This is a genomic window from Marinomonas transparens, assembly GCF_016463975.1.
GTDB classification, from domain to species: Bacteria; Pseudomonadota; Gammaproteobacteria; order Pseudomonadales; family Marinomonadaceae; genus Marinomonas; species Marinomonas transparens.
In genome coordinates this window covers 103,130-116,982 of record NZ_JAEMNX010000019.1, presented here as the reverse complement: position 1 = coordinate 116,982, position 13,853 = coordinate 103,130, and the positions used below count along the sequence as shown (strand labels likewise).

At 44.4% G+C, this 13,853-nt stretch carries 13 protein-coding genes and 1 pseudogene; 7 read left to right on the top strand and 7 right to left on the bottom strand.

From position 1 onward, the window contains the following. Positions 1-677, top strand: a pseudogene (locus I8J31_RS15025) (transposase); the annotation flags it as partial. A gap of 36 nt (positions 678-713) precedes the next feature. Here I8J31_RS15025 and I8J31_RS15020 read toward each other — a convergent pair. Both I8J31_RS15020 and I8J31_RS15015 read right to left on the bottom strand, forming a co-directional pair. Next, entirely contained in the window at positions 714-1,856 is a 1,143-nt protein-coding gene (locus I8J31_RS15020; protein ID WP_199469392.1) for a glycosyltransferase, read from the bottom strand. Positions 1,857-2,104: 248 nt separating this feature from the next. Continuing rightward, positions 2,105-3,601, bottom strand: coding sequence for a cobyric acid synthase (locus I8J31_RS15015; RefSeq protein ID WP_199469391.1), 1,497 nt, complete (start codon positions 3,599-3,601; stop codon positions 2,105-2,107). 80 nt (positions 3,602-3,681) lie between these two features. Between I8J31_RS15015 and cbiB the strand changes: the two genes are divergently transcribed. From cbiB to I8J31_RS14990, 5 genes are all read left to right on the top strand, one after another. Beyond that, positions 3,682-4,638: an adenosylcobinamide-phosphate synthase CbiB gene (cbiB, locus tag I8J31_RS15010; RefSeq protein WP_199469390.1), complete on the top strand. Its 957-nt coding sequence runs from the start codon at positions 3,682-3,684 to the stop codon at positions 4,636-4,638. Then, entirely contained in the window at positions 4,623-5,732 is a 1,110-nt protein-coding gene (locus I8J31_RS15005) for an aminotransferase class I/II-fold pyridoxal phosphate-dependent enzyme (protein ID WP_199469389.1), read from the top strand. The genes cbiB and I8J31_RS15005 overlap by 16 nt, the downstream gene beginning before the upstream one ends. Further along, positions 5,729-6,277 carry a bifunctional adenosylcobinamide kinase/adenosylcobinamide-phosphate guanylyltransferase gene (gene cobU, locus I8J31_RS15000; RefSeq protein WP_199469388.1) on the top strand — a complete coding sequence of 183 codons (549 nt, stop codon included), beginning with the start codon at positions 5,729-5,731 and terminating at the stop codon, positions 6,275-6,277. The genes I8J31_RS15005 and cobU overlap by 4 nt, the downstream gene beginning before the upstream one ends. 22 nt (positions 6,278-6,299) lie before the next feature. Continuing rightward, positions 6,300-6,797, top strand: a complete 498-nt coding sequence (gene gpt / locus I8J31_RS14995; protein WP_199469387.1) for a xanthine phosphoribosyltransferase — start codon at positions 6,300-6,302, stop codon at positions 6,795-6,797. Between the two features lie 197 nt (positions 6,798-6,994). After that, positions 6,995-7,405, top strand: a complete 411-nt coding sequence (locus tag I8J31_RS14990) for a DUF2914 domain-containing protein (protein WP_199469386.1) — start codon at positions 6,995-6,997, stop codon at positions 7,403-7,405. Between the two features lie 31 nt (positions 7,406-7,436). Here I8J31_RS14990 and astB read toward each other — a convergent pair whose 3' ends face one another. The 4 genes from astB to I8J31_RS14970 are packed head-to-tail and all read right to left on the bottom strand — an operon-like array spanning position 7,437 to position 12,388. Next, entirely contained in the window at positions 7,437-8,783 is a 1,347-nt protein-coding gene (gene astB / locus I8J31_RS14985; protein WP_199469385.1) for an N-succinylarginine dihydrolase, read from the bottom strand. Next, complete coding sequence (astD, locus tag I8J31_RS14980) at positions 8,780-10,252, bottom strand: succinylglutamate-semialdehyde dehydrogenase (protein WP_199469384.1); 1,473 nt, start codon at positions 10,250-10,252, stop codon at positions 8,780-8,782. The genes astB and astD overlap by 4 nt, the downstream gene beginning before the upstream one ends. Before the next feature lie 29 nt (positions 10,253-10,281). Beyond that, positions 10,282-11,325 carry an arginine N-succinyltransferase gene (astA, locus tag I8J31_RS14975; protein WP_199469383.1) on the bottom strand — a complete coding sequence of 348 codons (1,044 nt, stop codon included), beginning with the start codon at positions 11,323-11,325 and terminating at the stop codon, positions 10,282-10,284. A 49-nt stretch (positions 11,326-11,374) separates the two neighbouring features. Further along, positions 11,375-12,388: an arginine N-succinyltransferase gene (locus I8J31_RS14970; protein WP_199469382.1), complete on the bottom strand. Its 1,014-nt coding sequence runs from the start codon at positions 12,386-12,388 to the stop codon at positions 11,375-11,377. Positions 12,389-12,539: 151 nt separating this feature from the next. On the opposite strand from I8J31_RS14970, the gene I8J31_RS14965 reads away from it, so the two are divergent. Beyond that, positions 12,540-12,761, top strand: coding sequence for a DUF1653 domain-containing protein (locus tag I8J31_RS14965; protein WP_199469381.1), 222 nt, complete (start codon positions 12,540-12,542; stop codon positions 12,759-12,761). 29 nt (positions 12,762-12,790) lie between these two features. Here I8J31_RS14965 and I8J31_RS14960 read toward each other — a convergent pair whose 3' ends face one another. Beyond that, positions 12,791-13,771, bottom strand: coding sequence for a LysR family transcriptional regulator (locus I8J31_RS14960; RefSeq protein WP_199469380.1), 981 nt, complete (start codon positions 13,769-13,771; stop codon positions 12,791-12,793). Between the last annotated feature and the right edge of the window lie 82 nt (positions 13,772-13,853).

Sequence of the window (13,853 nt, the reverse complement as noted above, 5' to 3'; positions counted from 1 at the left end):
AGATATTGATAGACAAGTAAAACGACAAGGGTTAACGCTCATCCCAAAACAGGAAGACAGACTCAACCAAGCCTATCGATTACTAAAATAAACACGCCAGAGCAAAAATAAACTGTATAGCTTGCATGAACCCAATGTAGATTGCATCTGCCAAAGGCAAAGCGCATAAACGCTATGAGTTTGGTGTGAAAGCAAGCATAGCCGTGAAGGCTAAAGAATCCTTCATTGTGGGAGCAAGAAGCTATCCAGGTAATCCTTATGATGGCCATACGTTAAAAGATCAACTTCAACAAGTTGAAACCCTAACAGGAAAAAAATCGGAAACCTGTTTTGTTGACCGAGGGTATAAAGGATCGGGCGTGGAAGATATTAAGGTGTTGATTGCTGGTCAAAAGTGCGGCGTACCAAAGAAGGAGAAGCCATGGATGGGGAGACGAAACAGCGTAGAGCCTATCATAGGACATCTCAAATCCGATGGGAAACTCAGACGATGCTTTTTAAAAGGCGTACTAGGTGATGCGATTAACGTGACCTTAAGCACCTGTGGTCAGAACCTGCGTAAGCTGCTCAAGTGGCTTTATTATGCCCAATATTTTGGGCCATTTTTAAGGTTACTGTTGCTTCAAATACATTTTTCACTGGGAAGCCAGAAAAACAATATGGCGCTTCATGCTTGAAACGCCATTATTCAGGGACGACTATTTAGCCGTAGATTATTTTTCTTGTAGAAAAGCACGGACTACATTTCCTGGTTTAAAGTCTGATAACCATTCTTCTTTTATTGGGTATCCATTTTTATTTATTACTTGATCGATTTTCTCTGCTAAAGCGTCAGGGGTCTGGGTACAAAGGTAAGTTTCTAGTTCGCCTTTAAAAACATCTCTTACTCCACCAGGGCAGTCAACAGAGATAATTGGCGTTCCACAGGCAAGGGCTTCAAATAATACAATTCCCAAGCCCTCGTGCTTAGAGCTGAGGACAAATAGGCTAGCATGTTTCATCCATACATAAGGATTGGTTTGATTGCCAACAAAATGGACTTGCCTGTCTATATTTAATTGAGTCGCTTTGTTTTTTAAAGTGTCTTCTAGTTTGCCGCTACCGACAATCACTAATGGTAGTGTTTGCTTGCTTTTTGCGTAGGCTTCCAGCAACAAGTTTTGGTCTTTTTGTGGAACCAGTCGAGCAACATTAATTATATAGGGGGTTTTGGGCATCAAGCTAGGTCGTGGCGACTTAGCTTGTAGTCTGATTGAATTAATGGGGCAAGGGTTTGTGATCACTCTTATGTTTGTTGGTGATATATTGGCTTTCTGAAATATTTTTTCTGAGGCATTCTTAACGCCATTGGAGACAGCGACAAGTTGTTTGTTATTAAATAGTGCCTTATAACGATACTCTATTAGTTTACTTTGTTTATTGGAGGGGATGATGTTTTCTAATACATATACAGCATGAGGGTGTTTAAATGACCAAACTCCCTCATAAGTTCCTTCTCCACGGAAGACGATACGGTCAAATTGCCCATGCTTTTTTTCTAATTGGGCTATTTTTTTTTGTAATCGATGACCGCTATACCAACCGGCAATTAAAAAATAGGACTTTCTCCAAATGCCATTCATTATACGGGCGAAAAGCTGAGAAAGGGTGTCTAGAGGCCGGCAAATTGATAGCTTATTAATGTTGAACTTATGAACCGAAACTGTTTGATTTTCAGGGTAAAGAGGCTCTTTACTTTTTTTGTAATAAAGTAAATGGCTTTCATGCCCTTCGTCAGCAAAAGCGTCAGCAAGATTCACTGCGACTCGTTCCATCCCTCCTACTTTTAATGTTCGAACGATTACGAGAGTACGCATCAGTTAATCCTTATCTGTATTTTTTGAACGATTTGTGAATTCTAAAAAAAGGCCAGTAATCCACCAAAATAGTTTGAATGTAAAAATCGCTTGTTCCCAACAAGATACATAAGACTTAATTAGGCTCCAAAAAGCGAGTATATTATTGCGTGTAAATGATAGCCTAAAATTATTTAAATGGGCATTTAATGTATCGTTTTGGCTGCGCCAAACATCGGATTTTTCACTGCTAGAATATGTAGATATGGTTATGTTTGGGTAATCCCCTCTTTAAATTTTTCGCACTGCTCAATTAAGTCATCGATCTTCATGTGTTGTTCTGTGCTATCTGCTAATCGGTCGATTTCTTTGTTTCGATATTGTTCGTAATCGAAGTTGGTTGTCTGGCTAATGCCTGCCCAGTGTAATAACGCTTCTAATGCTTCTTTATGATCGAATATGCCATGTAGGTAAGCCCCTATTATGCTGTCATCGTCTGAGATAAAACCTTCTTTTTCTCCATTTTCTAGCGTTGCTAGGTGTTTTACCGGCGTTGAGAAACGGGAAACTCCGGAATGAATTTCATAGCCCGTCATTGTGCTGCTTTGTCCTCCTAGGGTTAAGAGTCCTTGTCTTTGCTTCAGTTGTTTTTCTTTTTCTAGCACGGTTTCCATCGGTATAAAACCAAACCCGTTAGATTCGCTATTAGGTTGTTGGTTTTCTAAGCCGAGTGGGTCGAGTAAGCGTTTACCTAGCATTTGAAAACCGCCGCAGATTCCAATGACTTTACCTCGATATCTTAGATGTTTATTGAGATAGTCTTCCCAGCCTTCTTGGCGTAGAAAGGCGAGGTCGCTTTGTACGCTTTTGCTGCCAGGAAGAATGACGAGATCAGCTGGTGGGATAGATTCATTTGCACCTACTAGGGTGACTTGTACATCTGGGTGCAGGCGCAAAGCATCCCAATCTGTGTGGTTGCTGGTCCGCGGCATAATCGGAATAACGACATTTAATTTGATGGCGGAATTCGATTTGATTGGGCTTTTGGCTATGGCATCTTCTGATTCAAGGTGAAAGCCTTTTAGGTAGGGTAAAACGCCGAGTACAGGCTTGCCAGTGCGCTCTTCTAACCAGTCTAAGCCGGATTGCAGTAAGCTGATATCACCACGGAAGCGATTGATAACAAAGCCGATCACCCGATCTTGTTCACTTTGGCTCAATAAATCTAAGGTGCCAACTAGATGAGCAAATACGCCGCCTTTGTCTATATCCGCGATGATGATAACAGGGCAGTCGATGGATTCGGCAAATCCCATGTTAGCGATGTCGCGGGCGCGTAAGTTGATTTCTGCTGGACTGCCAGCCCCTTCAATTATGACGGCTTGATATTGGTCGGCGAGTCGGTGGTAAGAATCTAGTGCGGCGACTTTGGCTATGCTCTTGTACTCATGGTAGCCCACGGCGTTCATGTTACCTATGGCTTTGCCTTGAATGATGACCTGAGCGCCTGTGTCGGTATTCGGTTTGAGCAAAATTGGGTTCATGTCCACATGGGGTTCGAGTCCTGCCGCATAAGCCTGTACCGCTTGTGCTCGGCCAATCTCGTTGCCATCTTGAGTGACTGCGCTGTTGAGTGCCATATTTTGTGGTTTAAAGGGGGCGACTTGAATACCTCGTCGGGCGAATAGCCGGCATAAAGCGGTGGCTAAGGTACTTTTTCCGGCATCCGAGGTGGTTCCTTGGATCATTAAACTAAAGGCTGGCATTCAGGTTCATCACGCTTTAAATCAATAAGATGTTAGAATTCTACCCCATTGACCCATTCAGTGAAAAACGACCTATATTCATGATCACTTCTATTTTTGACTTTTTATCGTCAACCAGCCTTATATTATTGGCGGCTTTGATTCTTGATCGGCTATTAGGAGAGCCAAAAAGTTGGCATCCGCTTATCTGGTTTGGCCGTTGGGTCGATCTTTGCCGTGAAAAAATGCAAATGCCATTAGAGGCCAAACCTTCACAACAAAGGCTGATGGGGACGCTGGCTTGGCTGCTTGCCGTATTACCTTGGCTGATCGTTTTTTGTCTTTTGCTTTGGTTACTGCCGGATTGGCTAGATACTGTCTTGTCTGTGATCGTCTTATATTTCACTGTTGGTTGGCAAAGTCTTCGTGAACATGCTTTGGCGATCTCCGTTCCTTTATCACAAGAACCGTTACCTGAAGAAAAACTTGTCGAAGCGCGTATTGCTGTGAGCCGTATTGTTAGCCGCGACACAGAAAATTTGAATGCGTCTGATGTCGCGAAGGCAGGCATTGAATCTGTGTTGGAAAACGGCAGCGATGCGGTTTTTGCTCCAATATTTTGGTTTTTAATTTTGGGTGCGCCGGGGGTATTATTGTATCGGCTGGCAAATACTTTGGATGCTATGTGGGGTTATAAAACAGATTCATTTCTGCATTTTGGTTGGTTTGCAGCGCGTTTCGATGATGTCTTGAATTACGTGCCAGCTCGATTGGTTATTTATACCTATGCAGCCTGTGGTAACTGGAAGCAAGCGATTCGAAGCTCTCGTCAACCTTCTGCTCGAACCAAAAGCCCTAACGCTGGCCCTGTGATGGCGGCAGGTGCGGGTGCATTAGGCGTTCAGCTTGGTGGCGAAGCGCCCTATTTTGGCAAGGTTGAAACTCGTCCTGTTTGGGGCGAAGGCGATGAACCAAGACCGAAGCATTTAGAGCAGGCGATTTTTCTGGTAGATAAAAGCGTATATTTATGGGGGTTAGTAATATGCCTTTTGTTTTGAATAGCTTAAACAGCGTGTCTGCAAAGCTGGATTTAAAATCGCCGAAACATGGTGGTGATTTGGCTTATTGGCAGCGAAAGGTTGGTGGTGAAGCATTGAACTGGTTGGATTTGTCGTCTGCTTGTAATCGAGAGCCTTGGCCAATTCCTGAGGTCGATTCTGCTTTATGGATGGCATTACCAGACCAAACGGCTTTGCTTGACCTAGCGGAGGATTATTATGGTGTTCGTCCTAGTGTGATTGGTTCTGGATCGCAGCAGATTATCGAGGCGTTACCACTCTTGTTACGCGGCGACTGTGCTGATGGGGGCCAGTTCCTAAAACGTGTTTTGATTCCACGAATAGGTTATCAAGAGCACGCCTTTGCTTGGCAAAAGTGGGGATATGATCTGGCTTATTATGATTCGTTGGATGAATTACTGGAGCAAAACTGGACAGTGGCCGTTGTGATTCACCCGAATAACCCGACGGGTGAATGGGCTTCGGCTGAAAGCCTATCAGAACTTACTAGCTATGCTGAGCAGCAAGACGTTGTGCTGGTGGTTGATGAGGCTTTTATTGATACTCGTCCAGAACTGAGTTTATTAGCAAATCAAGAACAACAGAACTGGAGTGAGTCTCTATTTGTACTTAGGTCTGTGGGTAAGTTCTTTGGTTTGGCTGGTGCTCGAGTTGGCTTTGCTTTTTGCGCACCGCGCTGGCAAAAAGCTTTGAAGAATTTAATGGGGCCTTGGCCTGTATCGACAGTGAGTCTGCATTTGGTTGGCTTGGCGTTTTCGGATAAAGATTGGCAATCCTCAGCTTTGCTGTCCTTGGAAGCTCGGCAAGCGGCGTTTATAGAGCGAGTGATGCCGAAGTTTAATACTATTTTCGATTCACAGGAAAGGGCTATGAATCCTTTGTTTATAACCTGGCAGCTTGAGAGTCAGGAATACGCTGAACAAGTGTTTCATATGCTGCATCAGGTAGGTATTCATATTCGTATTGGAGATGGCTGGATTCGAGTTGCTTTGCCTGCGATGAATGAAATGGATAGGCTCGATAAAGCTTTGATTCGATTATTAAAGGGTGCAGGAGGCAGAGATTTAGCATGAAACACCTAGTACTTGGTGGTGTACGCAGTGGGAAAAGTGCGTTTGCACAAGAGCAAGTTGCTGCGAGCGGTAAGCCAGTTTGTTATGTGGCGACTTCTCAAGTTTGGGATGATGAAATGGCTGACCGGGTACGCCTTCATAAAGAAAGCCGTCCTAGCGAATGGCAACTTATCGAAGAACCTATCGAGCTCGCTAATGTACTCAATTCGTTCAACTCTCCAGACCAAGCGGTAATTGTAGAGTGTCTGACCTTATGGCTAACAAACTTGCTAGGTCTAGAGGATGAGGAAAGGCTGGAGCAAGAAAAAGCAGAGTTGGTGAAAGCTGTAGAGGCATTTCAAGGTGATCTCGTTTTGGTCTCTAGCGAAGTAGGATTAGGTATCATGCCAATGAATGCGTTGGCAAGACGATTTGGTGATGAGGCAGGGACTATGAATCAATTGCTTGCAAAATTGACCGATCGGGTAACTTTGGTTGCAGCAGGACTACCTATGCCGCTAAAATCCCAACCCTTTAACGATCAGCATGATTACTTTGCTAAATAAAACAGCGTAGGAGCTTCTTTCCATGACACCTTATTCAAAAGATTTTCCCGTATCTTGGGAAGAATTACATAGAAATGCTCGTGCTTTGTCTTGGCGTTTATTAGAGCAGGGGCCTTGGAAGGGGATTATTGCCATTACTCGTGGCGGTCTTGTGCCTGCCGCTATCCTCTGTCGTGAAATGGACATTCGCTTGATCGATACCATTTGTGTCGTTAGCTATGGTGTTGATGAAAAAAGTGGTGCCGCCATGAAGCAAGGTGAGCTAAATGTCTTAAAGGGAGTGGAAGGAGACGGTGACGGCTTTATCTTAATTGATGACCTGGTTGATACTGGTCGAACGGCAGCAAAGGTTCGTGAAATGTTGCCAAAAGCACATTTTGCCACTATTTATGCTAAGCCCGCAGGTAAACCCTTAGTGGATACTTTTGTGACGGAAGTGAGTCAAGATACTTGGATTCGCTTTCCTTGGGATATGGAATATACCTTCTCTACACCTTTAGCAGATCGTCAAGACAAATAAATTTGTAACTTTGTTTACTGTATTTAAGTCTTGTATTTATTAGGTTTTTTTCGGGAAAATGAAAAATCATTACTGGTTGATACAATTTTAGCGTGTTGCTTCCTCATCATTTGGGTTAGCTTTATTAGTCCAAGCTGGACAGTTATGTAACCTCACTGCATGGTAAATGAATGTGGTGATCACCAGAGGACTTAAGTATGTGGCAAGTGCTTATTCGCGTTGTTTTAGCCAGTGTTTTATCATTCATAGCGGTTTTACCTGTCTGGGCAGAAGCAACTATTGCTCGAGCTCAGTTTTCAACGGACGTGATTGATCGTGAACCGATTGATGATATCGGTACTACGGTGAAAGTTGAGTATGGTGGCATTCAGCGGGTGTATTTCTTTACTGATCTACGTGACATGGCGGGAAGCCAAGTGCTTCACCGCTGGAAGCTAGATGGCGAAGTTTATGCTGAGATTCCTTTTTTTGAAATCGGTGGCGACCGCTGGCGAGTATGGTCAAGTAAGCGCTTATTGCCTGGCTTTGATGGTACTTGGAGTGTAGACACAGTACTTGATGGTAAGGTTATCGATACACGTGCGTTTGAATATGTAGATGAAGAGTAACCAAGCCGTTCGCTGTTTTATCTTCATCTATTTACTGTTGAAATTCGTACACAGAGCCAAGATTTAATAGTTGTGTTAATTCATCTAGCGCGTTTCTACTTTCAATCAGTAATTGAGGGTCTGCTAGATCTGCTTCTCTGAGCTCATCACGATAATGAGCGTCCACCCAGTTATTTAATTTTTCAAATAAAGCATCGTTCATTAAGGTCGCAGGGTTAATGGCTTTGCGTTCTGCTTCATTTAACGCAACTCGTAGTCGTAAGCAGGCTGGGCCGCCGCCATTGCTCATGCTCTGTTTAAGGTCAAATACCTTTATTTCCCTGATAGGAGACTCGTCTGCTACTAGGCTGTTTAAGTATGACCAAACCGTAGGGTTATTCTCACATTCCCCTGGCACCACTAGCACCATATCGTTTGCACCACGACTCAATAGTTGGCTGTTGAACAAATAAGAGTGAATGCAGTCTTCTACTGAAATAGCGTGACTGGGCACTTCAATTAGATGAAATTCTTCACTTCTTTCCCCCCACGCAGCTATAAGATCTTGCTTCATTTTGCTTGTGTTCAGAAAGGCCTCTTGGTGATAAAAGTGGGCGTTTTTATTACCAACGGCGATCACGTCGTTATGAAATACGCCAGCATCGATTACTGCTGGGTTTTGTTGTGCGTAGACGACTTGTGATGTGGATAAACCATGCATACGGGCAACGGCTTGAGAAGCCTCCAAAGTATGTCGGGCTGGAAATTTTCTGGGACGTGGAGCCTTGTTATTAAAGGCTTCCATACCATACACAAAAAATTCAATGCCCTGTTTACCATAGTCATCACAAAAGCGAGTGTGATTGGCGGCGCCTTCGTCACCAAAGTGATCCACGCTTGGCAATGCTTGATGGTGGGCAAAGTGTTTTTCATCATGGAATGTGGCTTGTAAAATTGCCCCCGTGGTTTCGTGTTCGATAGAACGATGGAATTTATTTACTAGGTTAGCAGGTGTGAAATGCACTCGGCCATCTAGAGTATCGCCACTGGGCGAGACGGTCGCAGCGTTTGCTGTCCACATGCAGGAAGCGGAACTTACCGCAGCTAGCAGCTTAGGGGATTGCTTGGCGACTTGCTCTAATATCTTTGCATCACAGCCAGTGAAACCTAAACGATGAAGGCTTGGTATATGTGGACGTTCATGGGGCGCTAATACGCCTTGTACAAAACCGAGATCTGCCAAGGCTTTCATTTTAATTAAGCCCTGCTTGGCGGCAGCTTTAGGGTTAGATGGTCGTGACGAATTATTGAAGGAAGCGACATTGCCAAAGGATAGACCGCTATAATTGTGGGTTGGGCCTACTAAGCCATCAAAGTTAGCTTCAATTGCATTGCTCATAGTGTCAGTCCTGAGCCTAATGTTTCAGGTAATGTTAAAGCGTCTGCTTCGATACTAGAAACCGGATAAGCGCAATAGTCGGCGGCGTAGTAAGCGCTTGCTCTATGGTTGCCGCTGGCACCGGTTCCACCAAATGGTGCGGTGCTGGAAGCGCCTGTAGTTTGACGGTTCCAGTTGATGATACCGGCGCGACTATGTTGTAAGAACCATTCATATTCACTTTTGTCGTCCGACAAAATACCTGCCGATAATCCATAGCTTGTGTTATTGGCAATGCTCATGGCTTGTTCTAGATTGTCGTAACGTATTACGGTGAGTAATGGGCCGAAGTATTCTTGGTCAGGTAACTCATTGAGTATATTAGTTGCATCAATAATTCCTGGCGTGATGAAGCCTGTGTTAGCTTCACCACGGGTCATATCAAGCAAGGGTTGTGCACCAAGCTTGATGAGACTTTGATAAGCTTGAAGCAATGCATCTGCCGCTTGAGCGGATACCAAAGGCCCCATAAATGGTGGCTCGATAGCGTCATAGCGGTCAATGCGAAGATTTTTTGTCGCAACAATTAAGGCCGCTAAAATGGCGTCACCTTTTGTTCCTATGGGGAGCAACAAGCGGCGGGCGCAGGTGCACCGCTGACCCGCAGAAAGGAATGCAGATTGAATAATTTCGTGTACCGCTGCTCTTTCATTCACCACTTGTTCCGAAACGAGTAGAGGGTTATTTCCACCCATTTCCAACGCTAGAATTTTACCCGGATGGCCTGCAAAGTCCTTATGAAGTATGTGTCCCACTTGTGGGCTACCGGTGAAGAAAAGGCCATCGATATCAGTATGGTTTGCTAGGGCGACACCCGTTTCACGTTCACCTTGCACAAGGTTTAAGACGCCATTTGGTAGCCCTGCTTGCTCCCAAAGTTGAATCACCAAATCTGAGGTGGCTGGCGCTTGTTCGCTGGGTTTGAAAACGACGGTGTTGCCTGCGATAAGGGCTGGTACTATATGTCCGTTTGGTAGGTGAGCAGGAAAGTTATAAGGGCCAAAGACAGCGACAACCCCGTGAGGTCTATGGCGTAGACGTGCGGTTGCACCGGGCATGGAGGTGCTTTTTTCTCCAGTACGCTCATGGTAAGCCTGCTTTGATATAGTGACTTTGCCAACCATAGCAGCGACTTCTGTACGGGTTTCCCAAATTGGCTTGCCTGTCTCTTGGCTAATAATAGTAGCAATAGCCTCGCTATTGTCTTTTACCAAGGACGCAAAGGTATCGATAATGGCTAAGCGTTCTTCTAGTGATCGATTTGACCATACTGGGAAGGCTTGGCGAGCGGCTTTGATCGCCAAGTTGACCTGTTCTGGTGTCGCAGTGTGAGCTTGCCATACTTGGCTACCATCGGCTGGGTCAATAGAGCATGATAATTTGCCTTCGCCTTGTTGCCATTGACCGTCAATGTAATGTGCTTGTTTCATAGTGACTCCTTTTAAAGGTAAAGGGCTGTTTAGCGACCCGCATAGGGAGACAGTTCGACAATGCGTATAGGTTCTTTGTTAATGATGCAAAGATGCTCCGCTTCTTCTTGTGTTAAGGTCATCGCACTGCTCGGTGGTATAGCGCGTTGAATTAAAATACAGCGAAAGTCCATGAGTTTGGTATTTGAGACTAAGTAATAACTACCTTCTCCTATGCCTTTAGGCAAGCCAATATTAGCGAGGTACAAACGGCTATCACGTACAGCACGAATATCTTGTACTCTGGCTTCTAAAGAAGGGCCGCCATCAAAAATGTCTACATAGTTTTCATAGCGAAAACCTTCTTGCTCGAGCAGATGCCGAGCTGGTTGAGTATTTTTGTGTACTTTACCTAGTACTTCCCGTGCTTCTGGAGGCAGTAAATTTACGTATACAGGATTGTTTGGCATGAGCTCAGCAATGAATTGCTTGCTGCCTAACGACGTCAGTTCATCAGCGCGTTCAAAATCGATAGAAAAGAAATGGCGGCCAAGGCCTTCCCAAAATGGTGACACACCTTTTTCATCACTGATGCCGCGCATTTCTGCAAAGACCTTCTCGGTAAAACGTTCTGGAAACTGAGCCATGAACATGAAGCGTGACTTGGAGAGAAATTGGCCATTTTTTGAATGGCGGTAGTCTTCTTCTAGAAATAGGGTGCAGATCTCACTGAAGCCTGTGAAGTCATTATTCAGTATGAGAGTAGGGATAGCATTGTGAACTCCAAGCTCTCTAGAGGCATGGGTAATAGTGCCCAGGTGATAGCTGTAAAAAGGCTCTTCTAGGCCCACGGTGGCGAGTATGCCGCAAGTGCCGACAATGTCTCCTGTCGCGGTGTCTTCAAGCACCATGAGATAATCTTCATTATTGGGAGTGGAGACGCTTTCTTTGGCGAATGATGCGGTGGCACCATCTACTTTTTTTTGCAAAATGGCTTCGTTAGGTATTAAAGAGGTAAAGCCGACGCCGGTTTTTTCGGCGAGCCGATAAAGTGCCTTTAAGTCGCTTTGACGAATTGGGCGTATGACCATCATAATAGAAGTCCTCTATGGTCTAATTGAAACGGCTGGTGACGATACAAAATTAAAGTGCTGACCATTGAATATAACCTCCAGAGGAAATGCGTAAGCCTTCTTGAGTCGCCTTATCCATGGCTAAGCCAGTAGACTGAGGCTCCGCAATGGCGGCTGTGACCCGAAAGTTTTCTAAATGCCCTGTGGCGATAAGATGCATCTCGCCTTTTTGGTTGTCAGTTTGGGTCAGTGCCTTACCTGTTTTTTGTTGGGCTATGGTGCGAAGGTTTTCTGTTCTGGCTTCGATGGTTGGACCTGCATCGAAAATGTCCACATAACCTCGAAACTCAAAGCCTTCTTCAAGCAAAATATCTGTACTTTGCATTGAGTCCTCATGTACCACACCAATCACCTCTTGTGCGGCTTCTGGTAAAGTCGGCACATAGATTGGGTAGCGTGGCATAAGGTCTGCAATAAAGTGTTTATTGCTGATACCTGAAAGGTAGTCGGCTTTTTGAAAGTCCATGGTAAAGAAGTGTTTCCCTAGGGCATCCCAGAATGCGGAGTAACCGTGTCGATCACTTTCACCACGCAATTCGACAAACAGGCGCTTGGTAAATCGCTCTGGGTAACGGGCAATAAACAATAGTCGAGCTTTTGAAAGTAGTGACATAGCCACTTTATTTTGGTGCGCTTTATCAACCACTAATGCCATCAGTCGGCTGTTGCCATTGTAGTCATGGCATAAAAAAAGTGCCGAGATACGATTGTGGATTTGTAGTTGTGGTGAGGCGTGTATGACCTCGTCAATTCGGTAGCTATAAAAAGGCGTATCACTTCCGACCATGGCCTCGATACCACAGGTACCAACAATTTGATCGGTACTGGTGTCCACTAATACAAACAAGTAGGATTCATCGCTTGGTTGCACAACATCGGTTTGTAGTGAACGATGTGATGAGGCTATTTTGTCATTCAAACGTTCTCTATTGGCTGGGAAGTTGGTGGTACCAATACCTGCCTGCTGCGCAAGACGCTCTAACGCGGGAAGGTCAGGAAAATCCACAGGTCGTACTAGATACATATGAGAGCCTTGAGAAATAGCTTGAATGAGAAAGTAATATTATTGCTGACTTCAGTTTTCGGAGTAAGTGGGAAACTTTTGTATTTGCGACAACCTCTTCAGGTTTATGGTTGATAGAGGTCGTTTTTTAAAAAGAATTGAGGTGTTTGAGATGAAAGTAGGTATTTACCGTCACTACAAAGGTGCTGAATATTGGGTGGAACGTGTCGTCAAACACAGCGAAACGGAAGAGCCTTTAGTCATTTATCAGGCTTTATATGGCGAATGTGGCTGGTGGGCTAGACCCCTAGCCATGTTTCAAGAATCGGTTGAAATTGATGGTCAAAGTATTCCGCGTTTTGACTGGCTTAGAGCCGAGCGTAACGCGGGATAGTGATTGCCATAATGGATCCTGTTGTACCGTTAAATAGTGGCTTTAATCCAAGGGGATTCACGCATAAAGTGAATGATTTTTTCCCGTAGCCAACGGTGAGATGGATCATTATTTGAGCGCTCATGCCAGCAAATTTGGACAGGGCGGTCGCCACCATTCGTGTCAGCTTTCAATAGTTCTTTTGGCATGGGCAGAACTCTTACTGGGTAAAAATTGTTTTTATTGCGTGTTATCTCCAAAAACAATTCTCCAATAGAGCGTGGTGCAAAAAAAGACATGCCACGTTTAACTGCCTGCATAGCCACCATTAAACTGTCTGTTTCTAAGGTAGGCTCGACTGCATAACCTTGTTGCTTTAATTTACTAACTGTTGCCACAAAAGCACTACTTGAATGGCTGGGAAGGTGATGGGTAACGGTATTGTATTTTAGTAAATCATCGAGAGATACTTCCTCTTTATTAAAGAGAGGATTGGCTTCACTGATAATCACACAAGAACTCATGTAACCAATTAGCTTAGAGCGTATGTTTCCTGGTGTATCAGCCATGTGCATGATGGTCAAGTCGGTATTTCCAGCCAACAGTTCATCGAAAATATTTTCTTCGCAGTTGCTGATAGATAGCCGTACTCCAGGAGTTTGATAGTGGAGCTCAGCAAGCAATGGTTCTATGAAGGTTTCTAAATCGGCTTCATTGACTCTTATTTTGAAGCGTCTTTTCAGGGTTTTTAAATTCAATTCTGATGGAATCATCAGGGTTGAAAGTGAATGCAAAATCGGTTGAATCATATCCTGTAGCTCAGTGGCTCGCGCGGTTGGGCTAAGTCCATAGGCCTGACGTGTGAATAGCGAGTCTTTAAACAACTCTCTTAAGCGTTGCAAGCTTTTGCTCAGCGCTGGCTGAGTTACTCCCAGTCTTTCCGCAGCACGAGATACACTGCCTTCCTCCATAATGGTAACAAAGGCGACGAGTAGCTTAATATCCAGTTTTAAGATTTCGTCTAAATGCATAGGGCTCTCAATATATAAAAAAGGTGAAGAATAGTGTGCTGCCAAATAACTTATTTGGGCAGCACATTTGGGCTAAAAAGAA

Bases quoted from the DNA above. Each gene is read 5' to 3' on its own strand.
- I8J31_RS15020 (WP_199469392.1), bottom strand. From the start codon at position 1,856: ATGCGTACTCTCGTAATCGTTCGAACATTAAAAGTAGGAGGGATGGAA.
- I8J31_RS15015 (WP_199469391.1), bottom strand. From the start codon at position 3,601: ATGCCAGCCTTTAGTTTAATGATCCAAGGAACCACCTCGGATGCCGGA.
- cbiB (WP_199469390.1), top strand. From the start codon at position 3,682: ATGATCACTTCTATTTTTGACTTTTTATCGTCAACCAGCCTTATATTA.
- I8J31_RS15005 (WP_199469389.1), top strand. From the start codon at position 4,623: ATGCCTTTTGTTTTGAATAGCTTAAACAGCGTGTCTGCAAAGCTGGAT.
- cobU (WP_199469388.1), top strand. From the start codon at position 5,729: ATGAAACACCTAGTACTTGGTGGTGTACGCAGTGGGAAAAGTGCGTTT.
- gpt (WP_199469387.1), top strand. From the start codon at position 6,300: ATGACACCTTATTCAAAAGATTTTCCCGTATCTTGGGAAGAATTACAT.
- I8J31_RS14990 (WP_199469386.1), top strand. From the start codon at position 6,995: ATGTGGCAAGTGCTTATTCGCGTTGTTTTAGCCAGTGTTTTATCATTC.
- astB (WP_199469385.1), bottom strand. From the start codon at position 8,783: ATGAGCAATGCAATTGAAGCTAACTTTGATGGCTTAGTAGGCCCAACC.
- astD (WP_199469384.1), bottom strand. From the start codon at position 10,252: ATGAAACAAGCACATTACATTGACGGTCAATGGCAACAAGGCGAAGGC.
- astA (WP_199469383.1), bottom strand. From the start codon at position 11,325: ATGATGGTCATACGCCCAATTCGTCAAAGCGACTTAAAGGCACTTTAT.
- I8J31_RS14970 (WP_199469382.1), bottom strand. From the start codon at position 12,388: ATGTATCTAGTACGACCTGTGGATTTTCCTGACCTTCCCGCGTTAGAG.
- I8J31_RS14965 (WP_199469381.1), top strand. From the start codon at position 12,540: ATGAAAGTAGGTATTTACCGTCACTACAAAGGTGCTGAATATTGGGTG.
- I8J31_RS14960 (WP_199469380.1), bottom strand. From the start codon at position 13,771: ATGCATTTAGACGAAATCTTAAAACTGGATATTAAGCTACTCGTCGCC.